This window comes from Parazoarcus communis (assembly GCF_003111665.1).
Taxonomy (GTDB): domain Bacteria; phylum Pseudomonadota; class Gammaproteobacteria; order Burkholderiales; family Rhodocyclaceae; genus Parazoarcus; species Parazoarcus communis_B.
Genome location: NZ_CP022188.1, coordinates 1,227,868 through 1,252,679 on the forward strand (window position 1 = coordinate 1,227,868; position 24,812 = coordinate 1,252,679).

The following is a 24,812-nucleotide window of genomic DNA, read 5'->3' on the forward strand; positions in this document are numbered from 1 at the left end:
CGCAACATTAAAGTGCAAATGCTGCGTCTTCCGCCATGCAACTGAGCGTTCTACGATTTCGACATGCCAATAGCGGGCATTGCCGACAACAGGGGCTCATCATGAAAACAATCGAAACTGAACGTGTTTCTTCCATTGCGGACCCGACGAAAGCCGCAATCCCGGTCCGTGGCGCGCTCGTCAGTCTGTCGCTATCGGTATTGCTGTCCTCACTTGGCACCAGCATCGCCAACGTTGCCTTGCCGAACCTCGCGGAAGCCTTCAATGCGTCATTTCAGGCGGTGCAATGGATCGTCCTCTCCTACCTCCTCGCCATCACGACCCTGATCGTGAGCGTCGGCAGGCTCGGCGACCTCATTGGCCGCAAACGCCTGCTACTGGTCGGAATCGCGCTGTTTACCGTTGCCTCAGGCCTGTGCGGCATCGCGACCTCGCTGCCGATGCTGATCGCTGCCCGCGGGCTTCAGGGCCTTGGCGCCGCCATCATGATGGCCCTTGCCATGGCCATCGTCGGAGAGATCGCGCCGAAGGCGAGGACCGGCAGCGTGATTGGCCTGCTCGGAACAATGTCAGCAATCGGCACCGCACTCGGGCCATCGCTCGGTGGCCTGTTGATCAACGGCTACGGCTGGCCGGCAATCTTTCTCATCAACCTGCCGCTGGGCATTGTGGCGCTCGTACTCACCGATCGCTACCTGCCACGGGAACTCGCACACACCGGTGCCGGGCGCCCCACTTTCGACGTGATCGGCACGCTGCTGCTCGCGCTGGCACTCGCGGCCTACGCGCTGGCAATGACAACAGGCCGCGGCGGTTTCGGCCTGCACACACTGGGGCTGTTGCTGATCGCAGCGACCGGGATCTGCTTGTTCGTGCGTGTCGAATCAAAGACCGCATTCCCGCTGCTTCAGCTTGAGCTCTTCCGCAGCCGGAGCCTCAGCAGCAGCCTCGCCACGAGCGCAATCGTATCGACGGTCATGATGTCGACACTGGTTGTCGGGCCGTTCTATCTGGCACGCGCACTCGGACTCGGGGCGGCATCCGTTGGACTGGTCATGTCGGTTGGCCCGCTCGTTGCCGCACTGACCGCCGCCCCTGCCGGGCGCATCGCCGACCGCTTTGGCGCGCAAGGCGTTTCCAGCCTCGGACTGATCGGCATGGCAAGCGGATCGCTTGCGCTATCCATCGTCCCCTTCACACTCGGCATCCCTGGCTACATCACGCCTCTTGTGGTGATCACCGCAAGTTATGCCTTGTTCCAGACGGCCAACAACACCTCGGTGATGAAGGATGCCGGCCCGAACCAGCGCGGCGTGGTGTCCGCCGTGCTCAATCTGGCGCGGAATCTCGGCCTTGTCACTGGTGCGTCGGTAATGGGTGCGGTGTTCGCGCTGGCCTCCGGAAGCGCCGACATCACGACCGCATCTCCCGCATCCGTTGCGCTCGGCATGCGGCTCACCTTCGCAGTCGCAGCGCTCCTTCTCGCAGCCGCACTTGCGATTGCATACCGCAGCGTGCCTCGCCAACCGGAAGCCGCCTCTCAGCCAGCCAGTTCGCGGGGACGCTGAATACTGGCAACAGAAGCGTCGCGCCGCGCTTGAAACCTGCTGGCGCAGGCGTGCGGTTCCGCTTGCGAGAGGGGCAGACCTGTCAGTCCGGCTGCCCCTCGATGGATTACGCCACCGGCACCGGTGTGCCGGAATTGACGCACAGCGAGTGGTTCAGCGCGATGATCGACTTCTTGTAGTCCTCGCGCTCGACGATGAACTGCATGTTCACCTGACGCAGGGTCTGCGACACGCAGTTCACGTTCACCTCGGCTTCGGCCAGCGCCTGAGCAGCGCGGGCGAGTACGCCGGGGATGCTGATGTTCGAACCGATGGTGCACACGATGGCGCTCGGCTTGATGGAGACCACCTGGTAAGTGGTCTCCAGCTCATCGATCAGCGCCGGCGTGACCGAGTTCTCCCACAGCAGGTGGGCGATCGAATTGGCGTTGGTGGCCTTGAGGATGTAGGACACGTCGTGACGACGGAAGATCTCCAGGATGCCGAGATCGAAGCCCACCGTGCCAACCATGCTCGGGTCATGGATCTCCACCAGCGTCACCTTGTCGCTGCCGGTCACGATTTCCACGCGGGCGCGCTCACCGACGTAATCCTTGGTGATCAGCGTACCGGGATGCTCGGGCTCGAAGGTGTTCTTGAGACGGATCGGGATGCCGGCCCGTTCCATCGGCTTGGACGCCTTGGGATGAATGGCCTCCATGCCGACATCGGCCAGCTGGTCGGCCACGTCGTAGTTGGTGGCGCCCACGATCACTGCGTTTTCCAGGCCGACGATGTTGGGGTCGGCGGACGAAAGGTGAAACTCCTTGTGGATCACGGCCTCGGCCGGTCTCACTTCCACCGCGATCTTGCTGAACGTGACCTCGGAGTATCCGCGGTCGAACTCGCGCATGATGCCCTCGATCCCCTTGGTGTAGCCGGTGGCCACCACCACGTTGTTCGCCAGATCAAGGTCCTTGAAGCTGTTGCTGATGCGCTGGTCGATGGTCAGAGCCTCGTCATCATGGAAACCTGCGAGATCGAGCAGGATCGCATTCACTCCAGCAGCCTTGAGCATCTCGACCGCGTTGAATGCGCTGTGCGATTCGCCGATCGATGCCAGCACCTCGCGTGCCGCCAGCAGCACGTTCTCGCGGCTCAGGTAACCACTGGCCAGCACGTGGTGCATGGCATCAAGGTATTTCCTGGCTTCGCCAATACGCGTATCCACGAATGCATCGGCCACATCCAGCGGCAGGCCCAGTTCGGCGAAACCCGCGTTGAGCTTCTTGAGGCTCACGGCCAGGCCATTCAGCGCACCGTGGTAGTCCTTGCGCTCGGCAAACAGCGCATAAATGCCGGGCTCGCCCGTCTTCTTGTGCTCAAGCAACTGGTTGGTCACACCCGAATAGGCCGACACCACATAGATACGGCCATAAATGCGCGTCTTGTCGTACAACATGATGTGCCGCAGCACATCTCCGAATGCCGACATTGACGTGCCACCGATTTTTTCAACCGAGATCATGGGTGCCCCCGAGCTTTGAATGACGTAATCCCCGTACCGAGCGAAGGATCGAGCGAAACCCGGTAGTTTAATGGATTGTGCGATGTTTTTATGCGTGGGGATGGTGCATGTGCAGGGCGTTGCAGAAACCGGCCTGCACATGCCGGCGCGAGAGGCGAATCTGGCCGTCTGGCAGGCAGCCTCCGCTTTATGCGTAGAATGTTGATCGCTGATATTGATGCCCAGGCAAACAGGACATGACCACACCGACCGGCAAGACCCTTCTCCCTTTCTCCGAGCTCGAAGCCCTCCTGGCACGGATCTTCGTGCGTCACGGCACCTCGGACGACGTGGCAAAGGTGCTTGCGGCAAACTGCGCCAGTGCGCAACGCGACGGATCTGACAGCCACGGCGTTTTCCGGATCCCGGGCTACCTCTCCACGCTGGCCAGTGGCTGGGTGAATGGCAAGGCGGTTCCGCAGGTGGAGGATGTCGCACCCGGCTATGTGGCCGTGGACGCCGGCAATGGCTTCGCCCAGCCCGCACTGGAAGCCGCCCGCCCGCTGCTGCTGGAGAAAGTCCGGCACAACGGCATTGCGCTGCTCGCGATCCGCAACTCCCACCATTTCGCGGCCCTGTGGCCGGACGTCGAACCCTTCGCACAAGAAGGGCTGGTCGCCCTGGCTTTCGTCAACAGCATGGCCTGCGTCGTACCCCATGGCGGCCACAAGGCACTGTTCGGCACCAACCCGATCGCCTTCGCCGCGCCTCGCGCGGGTGCCAACCCGCTGGTGTTCGACCTCGCCACCAGCGCCATTGCCCACGGCGATGTGCAGATTGCCGCGCGCGAAGGCCACACCCTGCCCGAAGGCTATGGCGTTGACCGCAACGGCGAGCCGACCCGGGACCCCGCCGCGATTCTCGACGGTGGCGCACTGCTGCCATTCGGCGGCTACAAGGGCTCGGCGCTGTCGATGATGGTCGAACTGCTCGCGGCAGCGCTGACGGGCGGCAATTTCTCCTTCGATTTCGACTGGTCGCAGCATCCGGGTGCGAAGACACCGTGGACCGGCGAGCTGCTGATCGTGATCGATCCGTCAAAGGGTACCGGCAGCAATTTCGCACAGCGCACGGAAACGCTGGTCGGCGCGATGCTGGACGCAGGCCAGACGCGCCAGCCCGGTGATCGCCGCTACCGCCAGCGCGCAGAATCCGTGCGCATCGGTATTGCGATCGACACAGACGAACTGGCGAAGCTGCGCGCACTGGCGGGCGAAGGCTGAAGGAGCTCGCGGCCCCAAAGCCACCAATCCGTCTGCATGGCCGGACGAATCCGCAGGAACCCTCGGCCCAACGCTCTGGTATGGTAAGTGCCATGACCACAATGATCTCCATCTCCAATCTATCCAAGACCTACGAAGGCGGTTTTCAGGCACTCAAGACCGTCGACCTCGACATCCGGCAGGGCGAGATCTTCGCGCTGCTGGGGCCCAACGGCGCCGGCAAGACAACGCTGATCAGCATTGTGTGCGGGCTGGTCAATGCATCGACCGGCACGGTGAAGGTCGGTGGCCATGACATCGTGACGGACTACCGCGCGGCGCGCGAACTGATCGGACTGGTGCCGCAGGAACTCACCACTGAAGCCTTCGAGACCGTGTTCTCGGCCGTGAGCTTCAGCCGTGGCCTGTTCGGCAAGCCGGCCAATCCGGCCTACATCGAAAAGGTGCTGCGCTCTCTGTCGCTATGGGACAAGCGCAACAACAAGATCATGACGCTGTCGGGCGGCATGAAGCGGCGCGTGCTGATTGCCAAGGCCTTGTCACACGAACCCCGGGTGCTGTTCCTGGACGAGCCCACTGCGGGCGTGGACGTCGAATTGCGCCGCGACATGTGGGCGCTGGTCAGCGAACTGCGCAAGCAGGGTGTCACCGTGATCCTGACCACGCACTACATCGAGGAAGCCGAGGAGATGGCCGACCGCATCGGCGTGATCACCCGTGGCGAGATCATCCTGGTGGAAGACAAGGCCACGCTGATGCACAAGCTGGGCCGCAAGCAGCTCACCGTGCAACTGCAGGAGGCCATCGACACCATTCCCGAAACCCTTGCGGCTTACGGGCTCGAGCGCGCTGCAGACGGTCATGCACTGGTCTTCACCTACGACGCCGAGCGTGCGCAGCACGGGGTCGCCGAGTTGCTGCGCGACCTTGCTACTGCGGGCATCACCTTCAAGGACGTGAACACGACCCAGAGTTCGCTTGAGGATATTTTTGTGGATCTGGTGAAGGAAGAGCGATGAACCTGCACGCAATCAATGCCATCTACCGCTTCGAGATGGCCCGCGCCCGGCGCACGCTGACCCAGAGCATCATCTCCCCGGTGATCTCCACCTCGCTGTATTTCGTGGTGTTCGGCGCCGCCATCGGCTCGCGCATTCCACAGGTCGACGGGGTGAGCTACGGCAGCTTCATCGTGCCCGGCCTGATCATGCTGGCGCTGCTCACGCAGAGCATCGCCAACGCCTCGTTCGGCATCTACTTTCCACGCTTCACAGGCACCATCTACGAAGTCCTGTCGGCGCCGGTGTCCTATCTCGAGATTGTCATTGCCTACGTGGGCGCTGCGGCCACCAAGTCGATCATCCTCGGGCTGATCATCCTCGCCACTGCGGCGCTGTTTGTGCCCCTGACCATCCAGCACCCGCTGTGGATGCTGATGTTCCTGGTACTGACCGCCGTCACCTTCAGCCTGCTCGGTTTCATCATCGGCATCTGGGCCGACGGCTTCGAGAAGCTGCAGCTGGTGCCGATGCTGATCGTCACCCCGCTCACCTTCCTCGGCGGCAGTTTCTACTCGATCAACATGCTGCCGCCGTTCTGGCAGACGGTGACGCTGTTCAATCCGGTGGTGTATCTGGTCAGCGGCTTTCGCTGGAGCTTTTACGGCATTGCCGATGTGAGCCCGGCACTCAGTCTGGCAATGACATTGTTTTTCCTCATCGCCTGCATCGTGACCGTCGCCTGGATCTTCCGCACCGGCTACCGCCTCAAGCCCTGAACGCCACAGTGCAAGGCCACCCGGCCCTGCGCTAGCGCTTGCTGCTGTCGACCTCGCATTCGGGCACGGTATTCCAGTGGTCTGGCGCGCAGTATTTCCAGCGCGCCTTTTCGCGACAGGCAATGCGCGGGAAGAACGACTCTGCGTCGCATGCGGCCAGGTCCGCCTTGAGCGCCGCCAGCCATGCGCGCGCCGGAGCGGACCGCGCAGCGGGCGCCGGTTGCGCAGGCGCTGCCTTGCGCTGCACGGTCTCCGTCGGTTTGGTCCTGGGCTCGGGTTTTGCGGGCTCGACAACGGGATCCGGCGGCGAAGCCGGCGCCACTTCAGACTGTGCCGAAGCCTCGTCCGTCGACACACGCGGCGCCAACGCAACAATCTCCTCTGCCTTTGCAGGCGACCCGGCCTCAGCCTGATCCTCGGGTTGAGCCGGAACATCGGCTGGCTGCACGGCCACTACGGTCGCCGGTGCCGGCACAAGTGCTTCGTCCCCACCACGAAGGAAATAGAAACTGCCGGCTGCAAGCAGCAGCACGAGGAGCGCGGCAGCCAGAACGCGCCTGCGCCCGGTGGAGGCCGCAGCATTTCCCGTCACTGCGCCGGCGCCCGGGGCCGCGGTGTCCGCGACGCCCGCAAACACATCGTCCGCCGTGTCGGAGGGTGCCGGGGTCGGCGGCATGAAGTCGGGGATGATCGTGTCTTCGGCGTGGAAATCGGGCGTGTCGAAGGCGTTTTGCCCCCCATCCCACGGCAGCTCGTATGGCGAAACGCCCGTGTTCGCGACACCCTTCGTGCGCGCGCCACAATGGCTGCAGAAACGGGCATCGGACCGGACCTCATCTCCGCAGGCAGAACACTTCATCACAACACTCGTTTCGTTGACGCCGACATAGTGCAAACAATATTCATTGACCGCAACCGCGTCGTCCATTCCGCCAGCGCACCCGGGTGACGGCTCACCCCGGATGCCTGCATGCGCGCCCGCGTAACAGCCTCTTACCAAGGGCGTACAAGACAGCTACGTTGTTGCCGGAAAGTCCGTGTACCATCCAGGGCACGCCCCACAGACGACACCTATCCAATGCCTGCTTCCGAAGCATTCTCGCGTCGTCATCTCGCACTGGCATTCGCCATTCTCATGCCGTTTCTGGCGCTCGCGCTACAGCTCCGGCTGTGGACCTCGATTGAGCCGCTTGCCTTCGTACTCTTCTATCCCGCGCTCGTCGTCAGCAGCTGGATCGGGGGACGTTCGGGCGGCACCATCGCCCTGATCCTGTCCATCGTGCTTGCCGACTGGTTCTTCATGGCGCCCCTGCAATCGCTGCGCGTCGACGACCCGGCCCATATCGCAAGGATCGTCGCATTCTCGCTGATCGGCATTCTGATCATCTATGCGCACCACCGCTTTCAGCTCCGCACCGAGCGCTACCAGAACACGACCGAAAACATCGATGACGTGGTCTGGGTGCTCGACGCGGAGACCCAGCGCCTGCGCTACGTCAGCCCATCGATCGTCAAGCAGCTCGGGTTCGCGCCCGCCGAGATCATGGCATTACCCATCGAGAGCGCCCTGACCCCGACGATTGCAGCTCAGGTGCGCTGTCTGGCGGCGGGCGACACGGCGCTCGGCAATACGGTCACCGAGGAAGTCAGAAAGACGCGCAAGGATGGCTCGACGGTCTGGACCGAGGTTGTCATGACCCAGGCGCGCAATCAGAGAACGGGCAAGCAGGAAGTCCACGGCGTCAGTCGCAATATCACCGCGCGCAAGTACGCCGAAGAACAGCTGAAGGTCAGCGAACAGCGGATGCGCAAGATGCTCGACAACATCCCCACCGCGATTGCGTGCTGCACGCTCGGAAGCAAGGCCGAGATCGTGTTCCTGAACCGGCAGTTCGTACGCATTTTCGGCTACAGCCTCGACGAGATCCCCGACCTCGGCACCTGGGAGCAGTTGTCCTATCCCGACGAACAATCCCGGCGCAACCTGACGCTGCCGTGGGAAATGGCCGTGGGTACGATCCCCAGGGAAAGCGCCGAGGGCATGGAATCGCGCATCCTGTGCAAGAACGGGTCGATGCGCGATGTCCTGATCAATGCCGACCGGCTCGAGGACATGATGCTGGTGTCCTTCACCGACATCACCGAGCGCAAGCAGGCCGAGCAGCGCCTGCGCCACATGGCGCAGCACGATGCGCTCACGGATCTGCCCAATCGCGTCCTGTTCGACGAACATGTCAGCGTCGCACTCGCCACCGCGCGTCGCGAGGGAAGCCGCTTCGGCCTCATGTTCATCGACCTCGACCACTTCAAGAAAGTGAACGATACGATGGGCCATCGCATCGGCGACCTGTTGTTGCTCGAGGTCAGCCAGCGCCTGCGCCAGGCCGTGCGCGAATCAGACATTCCCGCACGTCTCGGCGGGGATGAGTTCGTGGTGCTGCTGCAACACGTGCACCATGCCGGCGATGCCTTGCGGGTTGCAGAGAAGATCCGGACCCGACTCGGCGAGCCGTTTTCAATCGAAAACAATACCTTCTCGATTTCAGCCAGCCTCGGAATCGCGATCTATCCCGATCACGGCAAGGATTCAATCAGTCTTGCACGCAATGCGGATACCGCGATGTACCACGCCAAGCAAAGCGGACGCAACGCGATCACCCTCTCCGAATCCGGCGCGGCTGCGTGACGGACCCAGAGCACGGCCGCACGCCCTCAGCACCACCTCGCTCCGCGGCAAGCGCCAGCGCACGGGAATGATTGAGTCCCGACGCGGGAAGCCCGGATGCCGGGTTGCGCATCATGGGTCTGCAGTCGTTCAGTTGTAACCCAGTTGCACCACATCGATCAGCTCGGGGCGCTCGGCGCAGTCCGGCGTCATCGACGTGCACGGCGCCGTCTGTGCAGCGGCCAGCGCAAACGAGCGAATGGCATTGATCTGGGACATGTCGGCGTTAAGGGCGTTGGCGGCAACTTGCATAGTTTTGCTCCTGAATGTGAAATCAAATGTAATCGCGAGCGCTGCTTGCAAACACTTCTCAAAGAAAAGTATTTACACAAATGTTTCTGTTAAACAATGACTTGCAGAACCCAAGGAGCGCCATTCTTGTCGCAGTACAATCCCTTTTCAAACGAAATAGAATACGAAGATCATGAGTTACAGGAATGAACCATGCGTCGCCGCATACCGAGCATCGAGTCGCTGACAGCCTTCGAGGCCTCCGCCCGCCACCTCAGCTTTACCCGTGCGGCCGATGCACTGTCACTGACGCAGAGTGCAGTGTCCAAGCAAGTGGCAGTGCTGGAGGATGATCTCGGCGTGCGCCTGTTCAACCGCATCAAGAAGCGCATCTCGCTGACCGAGGCCGGGCAGCTCTACTTCAGGCAGGTCGTCGACGGGCTCGACCGGCTCGAGCGCGACACGGTGTCGATCATGACCCACCGCGGCGCCGGCGACGTGCTCGAACTGGCGGTGATTCCGACCTTCGCTGCGCGCTGGCTGATCCCGCGCCTGCCCGACTTCCAGCGCAGCAACCCGGGCATCACCCTCAACCTCACGACACGGTCCGATCAGTTCCTGTTCAACGACACCGTGTTCGATGCAGCGATTCACTTCGGCGAGTCGGTGTGGCCCGGGGCAACGAGCACCTGGCTGTTCGGCGAAGAAATGATTCCGGTGATGTCGCCCGCACTGTTGCGGCAGCAAGCGTGCGAAGAGCCCGCCGCGCTGGCATGTTTCCCCCTGCTCCATCAGTCCGCGCGCCACAATGCGTGGCGGCGCTGGTTCGAAACGGCCGGGGTCACGGCGGTCGAAGCCATTGGCGGGCCGCGCTTCGAACTGTTCTCGCTGTTGGCCGAAGCGGCCCGCGCGGGCCTTGGCGTTGCGCTGGTACCGCGCTTTCTGGTGCTGGACGAACTGGCCTCGGGCGACCTGGTCGCGCCCTTCGACATCATCCTGACCGAGGACCTCGCCTACTACCTGGCGTGCCCGGAGAGTCGGCAGGACCGCGCCGCCGTGCAGCGCTTTTCAGGCTGGCTGCTTGCCCAGGCGGAGATGTACCGGGCGACACACCCCGCGGATCATTCCCCGGAGCTGTCGCCCCCGTGAGCGGGCCGGCCGCAAGCGCGCCAGACCCGGGGTCCGGTTTCAGGCGAACGGCGCCACACCGATCAGCGACAGGTGCAGATAGCGCACGAACACGAACCAGCCCACCAGGCCCACGATCAGCGCCACGGCGTCGCGCGCGATCCTGCCTTCACGAACCAAGCCCTGTGCGCGGTCGCGTTTGCGGGAGCTGACGAAATCCATGATCGCCCATGCCAGGAAGCTGCCGAACAGCAGCACATCGCCCAGGGTGCCGTTGGCGATCAGGTGCGACAGCGCCCACAGCTTGACCCCGGCGACCATGGGATGACCGATCCTGGCCTTGATCAGCGTTCCGGGCACGTAGGCGGCGGCAAGGAGCACGAAAGCGGGCAGGGTGAGCAGGGCGGCAAGGTGGCGCGTCCACATCGGCGGCACCCACAGCACGACGGGGTCCATGCGCATCTGCCCGTAGCCCCACACGATGAGCACGAAGCCGATGAGCGACACGATGGAATAGGCAAGCTTCCATTTCATCATGCCGTAGTGTTCGATGTAGCGATTACGGTTGTCTTCGGCGAAGATCCGGCTCGAATGGGTGGAGAAGAACAGCAGAAGCCCGATGATGAATGCAGTCATGCGAAAACGCCCCGTTCGAATAGTCAAGTATCGGACCGATCTTAGCAGCCTGCGGCTGCTCTAGAATGACGGCTTTTCCGCGGGGTACAGGAATGAAACTCAACCAGATCCCGATGGGCGCCCGCTTCGAATACAAGGGCATGGTCCTCACCAAGACCGGCCCGATGACCGCAGCCGCGGAGAAGGGCGGCCAGCACTTCATCCCCAAGTTTGCCGTACTCAAGCCGGTGGCAGGCGAGCCCTCGCCACTGCCACCGGCCGAATCGCGCACGCTCGATGCCGACAAGGTGCTCGCCGCGTTCGAAACCTATCATTCAATGGCATTGCGCCTCGCCGACGAGACCGCGCGGGCAGAGCTGGCTGCTGCCCGTGCGCGCTTTCTCGCAGCACTGAACTGAATTCAATCCGGAGCCGACCATGAAGCCCACAAGCCCTGTTGCCCTGCCTGCAGCGGACGTGCCGCTGCGTGCGATCCTGTCGAACTACCCGAAGGTGTTTGCAGCACGCATGGCAGGGCGGGAGAAACGTGCGCTCGGCGATGCCTTCGGACTGTCGAACTTCGGCGTCAACCTCACCCGTCTGCCGCCCGGTGCGGTATCCGCGCTGCGTCATTCGCACTCGAAGCAGGATGAGTTCATCTACATTCTCGAAGGCCATCCCGTGCTGCACACCAACGCCGGCGAAACCCGCCTCGCACCTGGCATGTGCGCCGGCTTCAGGGCAGGAAGCGGCGACGCACACCAGCTCGCCAATCCGGGCGACGCCGATGTGGTCTATCTGGAAATCGGCGACCGTACAGCGGGCGACAGCGTCGTCTACCCGGACGATGACATCCAGGCCACACGGCGTGACGGCCGCTGGGAGTTTGCGCACAAGGACGGCACAACCTACGACTGAGCGCGGCGTCAGGAAGATGGCAGCGCGCTGCGCCTCAGGCAAACACTCGCCACATTTTTTGCGGAGAACGGCATGACAGAGCAGACACACCTTGGTACGGCGTTGCCAATCATTCAGGCGCCGATGGCGGGGGTGCAGGGCAGCGCGCTCACCATTGCCGTGTCAAACGCGGGCGGACTGGGATCACTGGCCTGCGCAATGCTCACCCCGGATGCGCTGCTCAAGGAACTGCAGGCGATAAAGGCGGGCACGGACAGGCCCTACAACCTCAATTTCTTCTGCCACACGCAACCCGAACACAGCAGCGAGCGTGAACAGGCATGGCGGGCCACGCTCGCCCCCTATTACGCCGAATTCGGCATCGACCCGGAGATGATTCCGAGCGCCGCCGGCAGGGCACCCTTCACCGCTGCGACAGCCGATCTGATCGAACCCTTCAAGCCCCCCGTCATCAGTTTCCACTTCGGCCTGCCGGACCCGACGCTGCTCGCACGGATCAAGGCCTGGGGAACACAGGTCCTGTCCTCGGCAACCACGGTCGAGGAGGCGCAATGGCTTGAGGCTGCGGGGGTCGATGCGGTGATCGCGCAGGGGCTGGAGGCCGGCGGCCACCGCGGCATGTTCCTGAGCGACGACATCACGACCCAAACCGGCACCTTCGCCCTGGTGCGACGCATTGTGCGGGCAGTCGATATCCCGGTGATTGCAGCGGGCGGTATCGCCGACGCCGAAGGTGTGGCTGCGGCGATGAGGCTCGGGGCGGCAGGGGTGCAGATCGGCACCGCCTACCTGCTGTGCCCGGAAGCCAGCACCAGCGCCGTTCATCGCGCTGCGCTGCAAAGCCCTGATGCCGCGCACACTGCACTCACCAACCTGTTCAGCGGCCGGCCAGCACGCAGCATCGTCAATCGCTTCATCGCCGAGCTGGGGCCCCTGTGCCGCGCTGCACCAGCGTTTCCGCTGGCATCGACTGCCATCGCGCCACTGCGTGCCGCGGCCGAGGCGCTTGGCAGTGGCGCGTTTTCGCCGCTGTGGTGCGGCCAGCACCCACCGCGCTACGCGGATCTGGATGCTGCCAGCCTTACCCGGGCACTGGCGTCCATGACGCAATCCTGAGCAGGCCGGAAGCGGGCGCTTGAATCCCCCACCCTGTGGACTAGCTTTAACGCAGCAGCCCGGATAGACCCGTCGGCGCCCGCGAAGCACGCCGGCAGGCGCTACGCGCGGTGCAGCATCCGATTCATGCCCGGCGCCGTCCCGCACCGCGGCTTTGCGCCTGGAGAAGCAGTCATGCCGCAACTCGACGATCTGCCACCACTTGCCGTCCAGGCCGATATCGCCGCCCTGCACGCGCATCTTGACGACGTGATTCCGTCAAAGCGTCTGGATGAAAACCTGCTGATCGCGACCTGGAACATCCGCGGCTTCGCCTCGCTCACCCGGGAATGGACCGCGGGCGAACACGACTCCCCCAAGCGCGATCTGCGCGGACTGCTGGCGATTGGCGAGATCGTCCGGCGCTTTGACGTGATCGCGCTGCAGGAGCTCAAAGGCGATCTCAGGGCCTTGCGCGACCTGATGAAATGGCTGGGCCCGAACTGGGCCTTCCTGATGACCGACGTGACTGCGGGCCCGCAGGGCAACGGCGAGCGCATGGCTTACCTGTTCGACCGCCGCAGGGTGGAGCTCTCAGGGCTCGCCTGCGAACTGGTAGTGCCTCAGGAGTGGCTGGATGAGATCCGGCCCGACGCACTGCAACGCCAGTTTGCCCGCACACCCTATGCAGTCAGCTTTCGCTCCGGGCCGGCCACCTTCATCCTGGCCACCCTGCACGTCACCTACGGGGCGAGCGCCGCTGGCCGCATTCCGGAACTGCGCGGCATTGCGCGCTGGATGCGCAAGTGGGCAGACAACACCAACGCCTGGTCGCAAAGCCTGATCGCACTTGGCGACTTCAACATCGACCGCCGCGGCGACCCGCTGTGGCAGGCCTTCACCTCGACCGGACTGACGACGCCGCCAGATCTCGACGCAGTGCCGCGCTCGATCTTCACCCGCGCGGAAAATTCCTCAACGAACAAGCATTACGATCAGGTCGCGTGGTTCACCGGCGACGACGGCAAGGCCCAGCTCAACATGACTTACCGCCGCGGTGGCTACGTTGATTTTCTGCCGTTCGTGTACCGGGAGCTCGATCTGAGCAAGAGTGCGGTGTCGTATCGCGTCTCCGACCACTACCCGCTGTGGGTTGAATTCGGTCTGTGACGCGAACCGGACACTGAATGCGTTCAGTGTGCCGATGCGCGCGCCGGCGCCGACACATCGAGCGGCTTGTGCTCGACCCAGATCAGTTTGCTCGTATCAAAGCCGAGCGCACTCGCCTTGCTCACCAGACGCTCCCGCACCTCGGCGGGGAGTTCGGGGGTGCGCGCCAGAATCCACAGGTAGTCGCGGTCGGGCCCGGTGACGAGCGCCCAGCGATAGCCCGGCTGATCGAGATCGGCAATGTGATAGCCACCATAGAAGGGCCCGAAAAAGGATACCTTCAGCGAGCCGACGTCGCGCTCGCCGAGAAAGACGGCCCGGCCCACCGCCTCACGCCACTCGGCCTTTTTGCCATCGTAACCACGGTTGACCACCTCGACGCTGCCGTCCGCCTGCAGGCGGTAATCGGCAGTCACGTCGCTGAGCCCGCGCTCGAAGGAATGGTCGAGACGCGCGATTTCATACCAGCGCCCGAGATAGCGATCGAGCTCGAAGGGTGACACCGGCGTCACCCCATCCGGTACCGACGTGCATGCACTCAGCGCCGCAACGCTGAGCAGGAGCAGGGCGGCACGCTTCAGGCCTGCGCCCGAAAGGTGCTGGCGCAGGGATCGCCCAGCCATCCGCAAACCGGCGCTCAAGGCCGGTCGCCTTCACGCGGGTCCACTTCGCGAATCACCTCGCCCTCGATCACCAGGCCCTCTGCGGCCGAATCGCGGCCCTGCTGCTCGCGCATCTGCTTGCGCAGATCGCGCGACTTCCACCACAGATAGCCCCAGGCGGCCACGCCGACGGTCAGTACGACCGCGAACAGAAACACCGAAAACATCAGGGCAACGGCAAACAGGCCGACGGTGGCAACGAGCGCCACCGCCTTCTGCAACAGGGTGCGGGGTTGGGCAGGCGAACGCGAGAACTGCTGGAAGAAATTCGCCCGGCTCTTGTCGGTATACATGGAGTTCCTCGGGCAGCAAGGGCTGCCGGTCAATGATAGGTTCAACAGTCAGATTGAAAGCGACGGTAAAGATTCCCCGCCCCCTGCTCAAGCTGGAAAACAGGGGGAGGATCGCTGCGTCAGCGCCCGGTGCCGAACCATTGCCGGCAGATCCGCAACAGCCGGTACAGACGCCCGCCTCCCGCAGCCGGCAGCGGCAATGGGCGACGCGCATACGAAGCCATCTGTGCCCGGGCGCAGCCCTCGCCCGCGCTCACATCCGCCTTCGCCCCTGCATCCGCGGCGGACACAGGCGCTTCATGCCGGGTCTGGTCAGCCATCGATGTTCTCCGGGACAGGAATAGCAGCCATCGCACTCCGCACAGGCGAGGCAGGGCTCAAGCCCGCAACCATGCCGCACATCGCGCACAGGGGCAAGACTGCCGCCTCAGCCGCCCGCTCTCGACGCACACACACCGCCGCAGTGACTCAGGTACTCCAGGTCGCGCGCCCCATCTCCTTGGCACGATACATGGCAACGTCCGCCTTGTGCAGCAGCACCGCCGCGGTGTCGCCGTCGTCAGGGAAACGCGCAATCCCGACACTGCAGGAAATTTCGAGCGCCTGATCGCCGATCTGGAACGGCCGCGACAGGCTCTCGACGATCTTGGTCGCCGTTGCCTCAACCGCCGCCTTGTCGGCGTTGCGCGGCATCAGCACCACGAACTCGTCGCCCCCCATGCGCGCCACCGTATCCTCGTCCCGGAACAGGGCTTCGAGCCTGCGCGCCACCTCGCACAACAGCAGATCCCCGGTGTCGTGCCCGAAGTTGTCGTTGACCGGCTTGAAGCGATCGAGATCGACGAACAGCACCACCACCATCGACGGATGACGCCGCGCATGGCTGATCATGCGTTCGAGGCGGTCCATCATCAAGGCCCGGTTGGGCAGGCCGGTGAGAATGTCGAAGTTGGCCTGACGCCAGATTTCCTCGTCCTTGCGCCGCCGCTCGGTGACATCGGCGAGCAGCACGATTCGATTCGCCATCCTGCCGTCCGTGCCACGCACCACGGAAAGCGTTACGTGGCCGGTATAGGTTTCGCCGTTCCAGCGCAGCCCGTCGAAATCGTCGTCCCAGCTGCCGGCGGGGTGACGACCGATGATCGTACCCAGGTTGCGCGCCCCCGGAACGCTCGGCGACAGCAGGGCCGGACTGCGCCCCACGACTTCATCCAGCCCATAACCGGTGATCGCAGTAAACGCGGGATTGATGCCGGAAATCCGCTCATGGGCGTCGACCACCATGATGCCTTCCGCCATGTTATCGAACACGCTGCGATAGTGCGCCTCCCGCTCCTGCGAAGCCTCCACCACCTTTTCGTAGCGGCCGAGTGCAACCACCAGTGCAGCGCTGGCCAGCAGCAACAGACTGCTCAATACCAGCGCGCGCAAAAATGACTGGTGATTGAGCCTCTGAACGGGTGCCAGTGCTTCGTCGAGCCCGATACCCATGGCGACAATCAGCCCCGAAGGCAGGCGAACCCAGGAAAACTGCCGGTTTATCCCGTCGAGCGCACCCGACGTGACGTAATCACCTTCCATCTGCTCGGGGTGCAGAAGGAAGGGCCTGTCAGGCGGCACGTATTTGCCGTAGTACCCACCGCCGTAGAGCGTTCGCATCAGATAGGCACCATCGGCACTAAGTACCGCAAAGAGGTCGCTTTGACCAAGCTCGAAGGACTTCAGCTTGGCCACCCAGGCGTCGGGAGACACCGCGAGCGAGACCACCCCCCTGAACGCCCCGTCGGCACCCGTCACCCGGCGCGCAAACTGGATGCTCCACTTGTTGGACAGGCGCCCGAGCACCACATCGCTGACCACGAGCCTGTCCTCGGTGGCCCCGGCGAGCGACCTGAAATAGGCCCGGTCACCCAGAAAATTCGTCCGCACCGGCCCCAGCGATGAGTACGACGGAAACCCCTGATCATCGATATGGAACAGCTGAATGACGAGGTCCTGCGCAATCGATTCGGTGACGATCCGCCCCAGCACGTCGAGCGGCTTCGGTCCGGCAAGAACCGCCTCGCGGGCGCTGCGCAGAACAAAGTCGAAGCTGTTGATCGTTGCCTGAATCGAGTCGCCTGCTGCACGCGCCTGCATTGCCGCCTCGGCCCGGATACGCTCGCGCTCGCCCGCCTCGGCCGCGTCCTGAGCCAGGATCAGGTCGCGCCACAGAAACGCAAGCACAAACAGGCAGCCAAGACCGACCACGATTCGGATCGATCGCAGCGGTCGTCTCACACAGGCGGCAAGAACGCTTGATGGGAATCGCGCCATGAAACAGCATCTCCAGGCAGAACGAGCAAAGTATCACGCCCCACGTCTGGTCCGGCAATCGAGACCAATCGAGAAGCGACAGCCCGCAATGAGGCAAATCTAACACTGCCCCAAAAGCCTGCATATAGCGTCGAACCTCTGGCTTCATGCCCTGTTCGTCAGCATCAGGCCCTTGCCCGCTTTACATCAGTTGCAGGCCTTTCAGCACCACGATCCCGATGCTGGTGCAAAGGATGGAGCCCAGCGTGGTCAGGGCGATGATGTTGGCGGCGAGCACTGAATTGCCGCCCATCGCACGCACCATCACATAGCTCGCTGCGGCCGTCGGTGCCGACGACATCAGCAACAGCACGCCCAGGTCAACGCCGCGGAAGCCCGCCACAATGCCGCCCAGCGCAAAGAGCAGCGGCACCAGCACCAGCTTGCTCGACGCCGCCAGCAAGGTGTTGCTCATTTCAAGACGCAGGCTGCGGAAATTGAGCGTCGCGCCGGTGCACAACAGGGCCAGCGGCAGGGTGAGGTCGGCAAAATACTGGGCCGACTGCACCGCGACCTTGGGCAGGGGAATCTGCAGCCAGGATACGGGCAGGGCGAGCACGATGCCGATGATCAGCGGGTTGGTGACGATTCCCTTCACCATCCGTCCTGTGCCCTGGCGCCGGTGCAGCGACCGACTCAGGGTAACGACGGCCAGAACGTTGAAGAGAATGGTGACCAGCCCCAGATAGAGCGCTGCCGCGACCAGACCGGCATCACCATAGGCATTGACACAGTAGGCGAGGCCAATGATCCCCATGTTCGAGCGGAACCCGCCCTGAACCACCACGCCCCGGTCTTCCGCTGGCTCCACCCACCGTGCCGCGACCCACTCCAGCAGCAGAAAGACCAGAAAAGTACCGATCAGTCCGAAGGCGATCAGCGCCAGATTGGTCGCCTCGCCAAACTCGGTCTTGCTGATGCTGAGGAACAGCACCGCCGGCAGGCCGATGGAGAAGACAATTCGCGAACCGCCCTCAATGAAGCCGTCGTTGAGCATGCCCGTACGGCGCAGCCAGATGCCGAGCCCGAGAATGATGAAGATCGGCCCGGTGACGGAGAATGAAAAACTCAGGACCGCCAGAAAATCTGTCATGAATCCCGCCTCACCGCGCCAGCCAGGCAAGAATCTTCACTGTCGCGCGCTGCGCAATCGGAATCGCCATGAAGGCGGCAATCGCAGCCAGCGGCCAGGCCACGATGAAGGCCTTGACCCAGCGCAGAAAAAAGTCCGGCGGAAAACCGAGATTGAGCCAGGTGATGATCGCGGTCATCAGGAAGGCCATGATGCCCGCCATGATCACAGGCTGAAGATGTTGAGGTTTGAGTCGCAATGTCCTGATCCCGGTGCGTTTGGCGGGCTGAGCCGCGTGGCTGCATGAATCTCCTGATTGTCAGCCATCTTCGCCGTTTCGTGTGCACCTGCACAATACGTTCAAACCGCAAGCATGCGGTGCCCGACCGTCGCGGTGATCGCGCGCGCCGCTGCAGTCAGCCGCAACCGCGACGCTTCCGCTCGGTTTCGATCAGGCGCACCAGCTTGAGTGCAGGCGCTTCGATCTGCTCGACCGGAATGGCCGCAAAGCCGAGATTCATCCCCAGCAGCCGGTTCTCGGCGGCGATCGAGTACAGCGACAGCGCACGCAGCACCACACCATCGCGCAGGGCATCCGAGGCCAGTTGTACATCGTCGATCGGAAAGTTGAAACGCACCGGGAGGTGCAGCCCGGCCAGGCCGCCCAGCGAGGTGATCGAATCGCCAAGTTTCGCTTCGAGCAGGTCACGCAGGCAGTCGCGCCGCTCCTCGTAGATACCGCGCATGCGACGGATGTGTGCAGTGAAATGGCCGCCCTCGATGAACTCAGCCAATGCCGCCTGCTCGAGCATTCGACCCTCACGGTAGAGTTCGGCGTTGCCCACCGTAAATGGCTCGATCAGGTCTTCGGGAACGACCAGATAGGCAAGTCGCAGCCCCGGATACATGACCTTGCTGAAGGTGCCCACATAGATCACCCGCTGCGCAGTGGACAGGCCGAACAGCGAAGCCACCGGGTGCGAGTGGTAGCGCACTTCGTTGTCGTAATCGTCCTCGATCACCCAGGTGCGGTGGCGCTCGGCGAACTCGAGCAGGCGCAGGCGTCGCTCCAGCGACAGCACCGCACCGGTAGGATACTGGCTCGAAGGCGAGACGAAGATCATGCGCGGCGGCTTGAGCCAGTCTTCCTCGCGCGGGTTGATGCCGTTGTCGTCGACCGGCACCGGGTGTATGCGCAGATCGGCCGCGGACAGCACGTTGCGCGCGCCCCAGTAGCCGGGGTCCTCCATCCACACCGTATCGCCCACATCGGCCAGCATGCGCGCGCACAGGTCGAGCGCCTGATGCGAGCCGTTGAGGATGAGGATCTGCCGCGGCGAGCACGACATCATCCGTGTCACCTTCAGGTAATCGGCCAGCACCATCTTCAGCGGGCCGTAGCCGCCGTAGCCATACTGCGCCAGATGGCGCTGCTCGCGCCGCATCTGCTTTGCCAGCAACCTGCGCCAGGTGGGAAAGGGAAAATGCCCCACGTCCGGCAGGCCGGGCATGAAGGCACCCGACTGTACGCGACTGCTCAGCGCCTTGCCGGCGATCGCATTCCCGCGCCGCGACATGCCTTCCTGGCGCGTACCCACCAGGCGTCGCGGCGGCTGTGGCGAGGCAATCTGACTGACTGCGTCGGACACGAAAGTCCCCGATCCGACCCGGCTCTCGAGGTAGCCCTCGACCAGCAACTGGTCATACGCCCGCACCACGGTATTGCGGCCCAGACCGAGCTCTTCGGCCAGCACACGGGTCGGCGGCACGACTGTTCCGGCATCGAGGCTGCGCGTCAGAATCGCCTCCCGAATGCTCAGGTACAGCCGTGCACGACTGCTCGTCGTCGCCGTCTGCTTGCCAAAAGCCTGCACGATCACTTCACAGCTCAGTCGGTTATCCATTGCACCGCACCAAAAATTGGACCCAGCAATATCTACTGAATTGGTTCATACATAATCCGATTTTATCGCCTAGCATAGCTTCAACACGAATTCGACCCATCCAGCAGCATGGACAAAGGCTGCTTGCCAACAAATGAGGACAGGATGACGAACCAAAATGCTTCCGCGCCCCACGTCAGCTTCCGCAACGTGCAGAAGTCGTATGACGGTGAGACGCTGATTGTCCGCGATCTGAACCTCGACATCCGGCGCGGCGAATTTCTCACTTTGCTCGGCCCTTCCGGATCGGGCAAGACCACCTGCCTGATGATGCTGGCCGGCTTCGAGACCCCGACCAGCGGCGAGATCCGCCTCGAAGAGCAGATCATCAACAAGCTGCCCCCGCACAAGCGCAACATCGGCATGGTGTTCCAGAACTACGCCCTGTTTCCGCACATGAGCGTGCTGGACAATCTGCGCTTCCCGCTCAAGGTGCGCAAGCTGCCGGCGGCGGAAGTGGATGCCAAGGCCAAACGCGCACTCGACATGGTGCAACTGGGCAGCTTCGGCAGCCGCTACCCGCAGCAGCTCTCCGGCGGCCAGCAGCAGCGCATCGCCCTGGCCCGCGCACTGGTGTTCGAGCCGCAACTGGTGCTGATGGACGAACCACTGGGCGCGCTCGACAAGAACCTGCGCGAACAGATGCAACTCGAGATCAAGCACATCCAGCAGAACCTCGGCGTCACCGTGGTCTTCGTCACCCACGACCAGAGCGAAGCGCTGACCATGTCGGACCGCATCGCGGTATTCGACAAGGGCATCATCCAGCAGATCGACTCCGCGGAGCGCCTGTACGAAGAGCCGACCAACGCCTTCGTCGCCAACTTCATCGGCGAAAACAATGCACTGGTCGGCAAGGTCGAGCGCATCGAGGGTCACCACTGCGATGTGCGCCTGGATTGCGGCACGCTGATCCGCGCCCGCACCGGCAATGTGTCGACCGGCGACCGCACCCTGGTATCAGTGCGCCCCGAGCGCGTCGTGCTCGACGAATCGGCCAACAGCTGCGCCAATTTCCTCGACGCCGTGGTGAAGGAGTTCATCTACCTCGGCGATCAGGTCCGCATTCGCGTCGACCTGTGTGGCAATCACGATTTCACCATCAAGACCCCGATCTCCAATCTCGATCATTCGCTCAGGAGCGGAGACCGGATTCGCATCGGCATGGACGCGGCACACATGCGTGCGCTCGAGCCCCTGCCGGCAGCCTGAGACACACCACACCCACTGCATTACAAGGAGTCAGCATGAAAATGAAGCTCAGCAGGTCCCTGATTCAAGGCGCTATCGCCACCGCAGCACTGGTCATGGCCGGTAGCGCGGCCGCCGATGTCACCGTGATCTCGTTCGGTGGTGCCAATCAGAAGGCCCAGGTCAAAGCCTTCTACGAGCCCTTTGCCGCGTCCAAGGCCGGTAACGTCACCCCGGGCGAGTACAACGGCGAACAGGCCAAGATCAAGGCCATGGTCGAAGCCGGCAACGTGACCTGGGACGTGGTGGAAGTCGAATCGCCCGAACTGCTGCGCGGCTGTGAAGAAGGCCTGTACGAGAAGATCGACTACAGCAAGGTCGGCGCCAAGTCGGAATTCCTGCCGAAGACCGTCTCGGAATGTGGCGTCGGCATCTTCGTGTGGTCGACCGCGCTGGCCTACAACGCCGACAGGCTCAAGACGGCACCGACCTCCTGGGCCGATTTCTGGGACGTGAAGAAATTCCCCGGCAAGCGCGGTCTGCGCAAGGGCGCCAAGTACACCCTCGAATTCGCACTGCTGGCCGACGGCGTCAAGGCCGACGACGTATACAAGGTGCTGGGCACCAAGGCGGGCGTCGAGCGTGCGTTCAAGAAGCTCGACCAGATCAAGGGCGACATCCAGTGGTGGGAAGCCGGTGCACAGCCGCCGCAGCTGCTCGCGTCGGGCGACGTGGTGATGAGCTCGGTCTACAACGGCCGTATCGCCGCCGCGCAGAAGGAAGGCAAGAACCTGAAGATCGTGTGGAACGGCAGCATCTACGACGTCGATTCGTGGGCCATCCCGAAGGGTTCGCCGAAGCGTGACGAGGCCTACCGCTTCATCAAGTTCGCCAGCCAGGCTGAGAACCAGCGCGTCTTCTCCGCCGAGATTCCTTACGGCCCGACCAACGCCAAGGCTGTGAGCGGCATGGATCCGAAGGTCGCAGCCGACCTGCCGACCGCACCCGAGAACCTGAAGGGCGCCTTCGCCACCGACACCGAATTCTGGGTCGAGCACGGTGAAGACCTCGAGCAGCGCTTCAACGCCTGGGCTGCACGCTAAGCACCCAGTGACAGTGCGGCACCGGCTCCCCTCCCTGGCCGGTGCGGAACTGCCACCCCTGCATGCCCCTGAACAGACCGGAAACTGCCATGACTGCTGCCTCCAACACTGCTGATGCGCTGGTCGCCCCTGCCGCATCCGCGCCGTCGCTGAAAAAGCGCCTGCGCCGTGCCGAGATGCGCAAGAAGCTCCTGTACGGCGCCCTGATCCTGCCCCTCGCCGTCTTCCTGCTGGTGGCCTTCGTGTGGCCGATCGCATCGCTGCTGACGCGCAGCGTGGACAACCCGGAAGTTCATGAAAACCTGCCACTCACGCTGCGCGAACTGAAGGCGTGGGATGGCAAGGACCTCCCCTCCGCAGCGGCCTTCTCCGCGCTGGCAGAGGAACTGGAGTCCGCCAAGGGCAGCCCGGCGATTGCCGAGATCGCCAAGCGCCTCAACCGTGAGGAAACCGGTTACCGCAGCCTGATCATGAAAACCGCGCGCAAGCTCCCCTTGCCTGCGGAGGCAAGCTCGCAGAGCGCGCTGATCGACATCGACGCACGTTGGGGCGAGGCCGAAATCTGGCAGGCCATCCGCCGCTCGGGCAGCGCCACCACACCGTTCTACCTGCTCGCGGCCATCGACCGCAGCATCAATGCAGACGGCGACATCGTCACCGCGCCGCCGGAAGAGGCCGTCTATGTGAACGTGCTGATGCGCACCTTCTGGATGAGCCTGATCGTGACCGGGCTGTGCCTCGTGCTCGGCTTCCCGGTCGCCTACCTGATGGCCAAGCTGGCGACGAAGCAAAGCAACATGCTGATGTTCTTCGTGCTGCTGCCGTTCTGGACCTCGGTGCTGGTGCGTGTCGCCGCGTGGATCATCCTGCTGCAGAACGAGGGCCTGATCAACAAGGCACTGATCGGACTGGGCATCACCGATGCGCCGATGCAGCTGCTGTTCAACCGTATCGGCGTCTATGTGTCCATGGTGCACATCCTGCTGCCCTTCATGGTTCTGCCGCTGTACTCGGTGATGAAGGGCATCTCGCCGGTGTATGTCCGTGCCGCGATCTCGCTCGGTTGCCCGCCGTTCAAGAGCTTCTGGAAAGTGTATTTCCCCCAGACCCTGCCCGGCATCGGCGCCGGCGCGCTGCTCGTCTTCATCATGTGCATGGGCTACTACATCACCCCCGCACTGCTGGGCAGCCCGCAGGAACAGATGGTGAGCTACTTCATCGCCTTCTACACCAACCAGACCATCAACTGGGGCATGGCTGCCGCGCTCTCCGCCGTCCTGCTCGCCGCCACGCTGGTGCTCTACATGATCTATGCCCGCTACCTTGGCCCCACCCGGGTCAAGCTGGTCAAGCCGCGCTGAGGAGATACAGATGCTGCAACCCTATGCATCCCCGCTGGAACGTGTCTGGCACTACGGCCTGCGTGGCCTGGTCGGCATCGTGCTGCTGTTCCTGATCCTGCCGATCCTGGTCATCGTGCCGCTGTCCTTCAACGCCGACACCTTCCTGATGTACCCGATGGCCGGTTTCTCGATGCGCTGGTACGAGGAGATCTTCAGCTCCGGGCAGTGGCAGCAGGCAATGATGAACAGCCTGATCGTGTCGCCACTGTCGACCCTGCTGGCCATGGTGCTCGGCACGCTGGCGGCGATCGGCCTGGTCCGCGCCGACTTTCCGGGCAAGGCGCTGCTGACCGCAATCCTGATTTCACCCATGGTGGTGCCGGTGGTGATCGTCGGCGTGGCGATGTACATCTTCTTCGCCCCGCTCGGCCTCACCGGCAGCTACACCGGCCTGGTCATCGCCCACGCTGTGCTCGGCGTGCCCTTCGTCGTGACCACGGTCACCGCCACGCTGCAGGGCTTCGACTTCAACCTGGTGCGCGCCGCCTCCAGCCTCGGCGCCAACCCGGTCGTCGCCTTCTTCAAGGTCACGCTGCCGCTGGTCGCGCCCGGCATCATCTCCGGCGGCCTGTTTGCGTTTGCCACCTCCTTCGACGAAGTCGTGGTCACGCTCTTCCTTGCCAGCCCCGAGCAGACCACGCTGCCACGGCAGATGTTCTCCGGCATCCGCGAGAACATCAGCCCCGCGATTGCTGCCGTCGCCACCATCCTGATCCTGCTGTCCACCCTGATGCTGGTCACCCTCGAATGGCTGCGCCGCCGCAATGAACGCATCCGCGGCAAGCGCGCCTGAT

At 63.3% G+C, this 24,812-nt stretch carries 25 protein-coding genes; 14 read left to right on the forward strand and 11 right to left on the reverse strand.

The genetic code is table 11. The features are described 5' to 3' along the window. Positions 1-101 precede the first annotated feature (101 nt). Positions 102-1,568: an MFS transporter gene (locus tag CEW87_RS05595; RefSeq protein ID WP_108971806.1), complete on the forward strand. Its 1,467-nt coding sequence runs from the start codon at positions 102-104 to the stop codon at positions 1,566-1,568. Between the two features lie 106 nt (positions 1,569-1,674). On the opposite strand, the gene CEW87_RS05600 is transcribed toward CEW87_RS05595, so the two are convergent. Beyond that, positions 1,675-3,042, reverse strand: a complete 1,368-nt coding sequence (locus tag CEW87_RS05600) for an aspartate kinase (RefSeq protein ID WP_234421684.1) — start codon at positions 3,040-3,042, stop codon at positions 1,675-1,677. 269 nt (positions 3,043-3,311) lie between these two features. On the opposite strand from CEW87_RS05600, the gene CEW87_RS05605 reads away from it, so the two are divergent. The 3 genes from CEW87_RS05605 to CEW87_RS05615 all read left to right on the forward strand — a co-directional run bounded on the left by CEW87_RS05605 (position 3,312) and on the right by CEW87_RS05615 (position 6,114). After that, positions 3,312-4,337 carry an Ldh family oxidoreductase gene (locus CEW87_RS05605; RefSeq protein WP_108971808.1) on the forward strand — a complete coding sequence of 342 codons (1,026 nt, stop codon included), beginning with the start codon at positions 3,312-3,314 and terminating at the stop codon, positions 4,335-4,337. 92 nt (positions 4,338-4,429) lie between these two features. Continuing rightward, the gene (locus tag CEW87_RS05610) at positions 4,430-5,356 is read left to right on the forward strand and encodes an ABC transporter ATP-binding protein (RefSeq protein ID WP_108971809.1); all 927 of its coding nucleotides are present in this window, start codon (positions 4,430-4,432) and stop codon (positions 5,354-5,356) included. Next, entirely contained in the window at positions 5,353-6,114 is a 762-nt protein-coding gene (locus tag CEW87_RS05615) for an ABC transporter permease (RefSeq protein ID WP_108971810.1), read from the forward strand. Before CEW87_RS05610 ends, CEW87_RS05615 begins: the two co-directional genes overlap by 4 nt. A gap of 31 nt (positions 6,115-6,145) precedes the next feature. Here CEW87_RS05615 and CEW87_RS05620 read toward each other — a convergent pair whose 3' ends face one another. Continuing rightward, entirely contained in the window at positions 6,146-6,973 is an 828-nt protein-coding gene (locus tag CEW87_RS05620) for a zinc ribbon domain-containing protein (RefSeq protein ID WP_159098087.1), read from the reverse strand. Between the two features lie 219 nt (positions 6,974-7,192). On the opposite strand from CEW87_RS05620, the gene CEW87_RS05625 reads away from it, so the two are divergent. After that, positions 7,193-8,800: a diguanylate cyclase domain-containing protein gene (locus CEW87_RS05625; protein ID WP_159098088.1), complete on the forward strand. Its 1,608-nt coding sequence runs from the start codon at positions 7,193-7,195 to the stop codon at positions 8,798-8,800. 129 nt (positions 8,801-8,929) lie between these two features. Here the strand turns inward: CEW87_RS05625 and CEW87_RS22345 are convergent, their stop codons facing one another. Beyond that, positions 8,930-9,091: a hypothetical protein gene (locus CEW87_RS22345; RefSeq protein WP_159098089.1), complete on the reverse strand. Its 162-nt coding sequence runs from the start codon at positions 9,089-9,091 to the stop codon at positions 8,930-8,932. A 192-nt stretch (positions 9,092-9,283) separates the two neighbouring features. Between CEW87_RS22345 and gcvA the strand changes: the two genes are divergently transcribed. Beyond that, positions 9,284-10,219 carry a transcriptional regulator GcvA gene (gene gcvA / locus CEW87_RS05630; protein WP_108971813.1) on the forward strand — a complete coding sequence of 312 codons (936 nt, stop codon included), beginning with the start codon at positions 9,284-9,286 and terminating at the stop codon, positions 10,217-10,219. A gap of 39 nt (positions 10,220-10,258) precedes the next feature. Here gcvA and CEW87_RS05635 read toward each other — a convergent pair whose 3' ends face one another. Next, positions 10,259-10,834, reverse strand: a complete 576-nt coding sequence (locus CEW87_RS05635) for an NnrU family protein (RefSeq protein ID WP_108971814.1) — start codon at positions 10,832-10,834, stop codon at positions 10,259-10,261. A 92-nt stretch (positions 10,835-10,926) separates the two neighbouring features. Here CEW87_RS05635 and CEW87_RS05640 point away from each other — a divergent pair, with 92 nt between their 5' ends. From CEW87_RS05640 to CEW87_RS05655, 4 genes are all read left to right on the forward strand, one after another. Continuing rightward, positions 10,927-11,232, forward strand: coding sequence for a hypothetical protein (locus tag CEW87_RS05640; protein ID WP_108971815.1), 306 nt, complete (start codon positions 10,927-10,929; stop codon positions 11,230-11,232). 19 nt (positions 11,233-11,251) lie between these two features. Beyond that, positions 11,252-11,731 carry a cupin domain-containing protein gene (locus CEW87_RS05645; protein WP_108971816.1) on the forward strand — a complete coding sequence of 160 codons (480 nt, stop codon included), beginning with the start codon at positions 11,252-11,254 and terminating at the stop codon, positions 11,729-11,731. Between the two features lie 72 nt (positions 11,732-11,803). Continuing rightward, positions 11,804-12,847, forward strand: coding sequence for an NAD(P)H-dependent flavin oxidoreductase (locus CEW87_RS05650; protein WP_108971817.1), 1,044 nt, complete (start codon positions 11,804-11,806; stop codon positions 12,845-12,847). A gap of 174 nt (positions 12,848-13,021) precedes the next feature. Beyond that, positions 13,022-13,996: an endonuclease/exonuclease/phosphatase family protein gene (locus CEW87_RS05655; protein WP_108971818.1), complete on the forward strand. Its 975-nt coding sequence runs from the start codon at positions 13,022-13,024 to the stop codon at positions 13,994-13,996. A gap of 23 nt (positions 13,997-14,019) precedes the next feature. Here CEW87_RS05655 and CEW87_RS05660 read toward each other — a convergent pair whose 3' ends face one another. From CEW87_RS05660 to CEW87_RS05690, 7 genes are all read right to left on the reverse strand, one after another. Continuing rightward, positions 14,020-14,619, reverse strand: coding sequence for a lipocalin family protein (locus tag CEW87_RS05660; protein ID WP_108971819.1), 600 nt, complete (start codon positions 14,617-14,619; stop codon positions 14,020-14,022). A gap of 14 nt (positions 14,620-14,633) precedes the next feature. Then, entirely contained in the window at positions 14,634-14,951 is a 318-nt protein-coding gene (locus tag CEW87_RS05665; RefSeq protein ID WP_108971820.1) for a hypothetical protein, read from the reverse strand. A gap of 119 nt (positions 14,952-15,070) precedes the next feature. Continuing rightward, positions 15,071-15,271 carry a hypothetical protein gene (locus tag CEW87_RS05670; protein WP_108971821.1) on the reverse strand — a complete coding sequence of 67 codons (201 nt, stop codon included), beginning with the start codon at positions 15,269-15,271 and terminating at the stop codon, positions 15,071-15,073. A 148-nt stretch (positions 15,272-15,419) separates the two neighbouring features. Beyond that, complete coding sequence (locus tag CEW87_RS05675) at positions 15,420-17,267, reverse strand: diguanylate cyclase domain-containing protein (protein ID WP_108971822.1); 1,848 nt, start codon at positions 17,265-17,267, stop codon at positions 15,420-15,422. A gap of 181 nt (positions 17,268-17,448) precedes the next feature. After that, a complete protein-coding gene (locus CEW87_RS05680; RefSeq protein WP_108971823.1) occupies positions 17,449-18,399 on the reverse strand; it encodes an AEC family transporter in 951 nt (316 codons plus the stop codon). A 10-nt stretch (positions 18,400-18,409) separates the two neighbouring features. Beyond that, on the reverse strand, positions 18,410-18,601 hold the full coding sequence (locus tag CEW87_RS05685; protein ID WP_234421685.1) for a DUF2798 domain-containing protein: 192 nt from the start codon (positions 18,599-18,601) through the stop codon (positions 18,410-18,412). A 193-nt stretch (positions 18,602-18,794) separates the two neighbouring features. Further along, complete coding sequence (locus CEW87_RS05690; protein WP_108971825.1) at positions 18,795-20,282, reverse strand: PLP-dependent aminotransferase family protein; 1,488 nt, start codon at positions 20,280-20,282, stop codon at positions 18,795-18,797. Between the two features lie 144 nt (positions 20,283-20,426). On the opposite strand from CEW87_RS05690, the gene CEW87_RS05695 reads away from it, so the two are divergent. The 4 genes from CEW87_RS05695 to CEW87_RS05710 all read left to right on the forward strand — a co-directional run bounded on the left by CEW87_RS05695 (position 20,427) and on the right by CEW87_RS05710 (position 24,811). Continuing rightward, positions 20,427-21,533 carry an ABC transporter ATP-binding protein gene (locus CEW87_RS05695; protein WP_108949957.1) on the forward strand — a complete coding sequence of 369 codons (1,107 nt, stop codon included), beginning with the start codon at positions 20,427-20,429 and terminating at the stop codon, positions 21,531-21,533. A gap of 35 nt (positions 21,534-21,568) precedes the next feature. Then, positions 21,569-22,615 (forward strand): ABC transporter substrate-binding protein, encoded by a 1,047-nt coding sequence (locus CEW87_RS05700; protein ID WP_234421686.1) that lies wholly within the window; start codon positions 21,569-21,571, stop codon positions 22,613-22,615. 89 nt (positions 22,616-22,704) lie between these two features. Next, positions 22,705-23,976 carry an ABC transporter permease gene (locus CEW87_RS05705; RefSeq protein ID WP_108971826.1) on the forward strand — a complete coding sequence of 424 codons (1,272 nt, stop codon included), beginning with the start codon at positions 22,705-22,707 and terminating at the stop codon, positions 23,974-23,976. A 10-nt stretch (positions 23,977-23,986) separates the two neighbouring features. Beyond that, the gene (locus CEW87_RS05710; RefSeq protein WP_108971827.1) at positions 23,987-24,811 is read left to right on the forward strand and encodes an ABC transporter permease; all 825 of its coding nucleotides are present in this window, start codon (positions 23,987-23,989) and stop codon (positions 24,809-24,811) included. Position 24,812 lies beyond the last annotated feature (1 nt).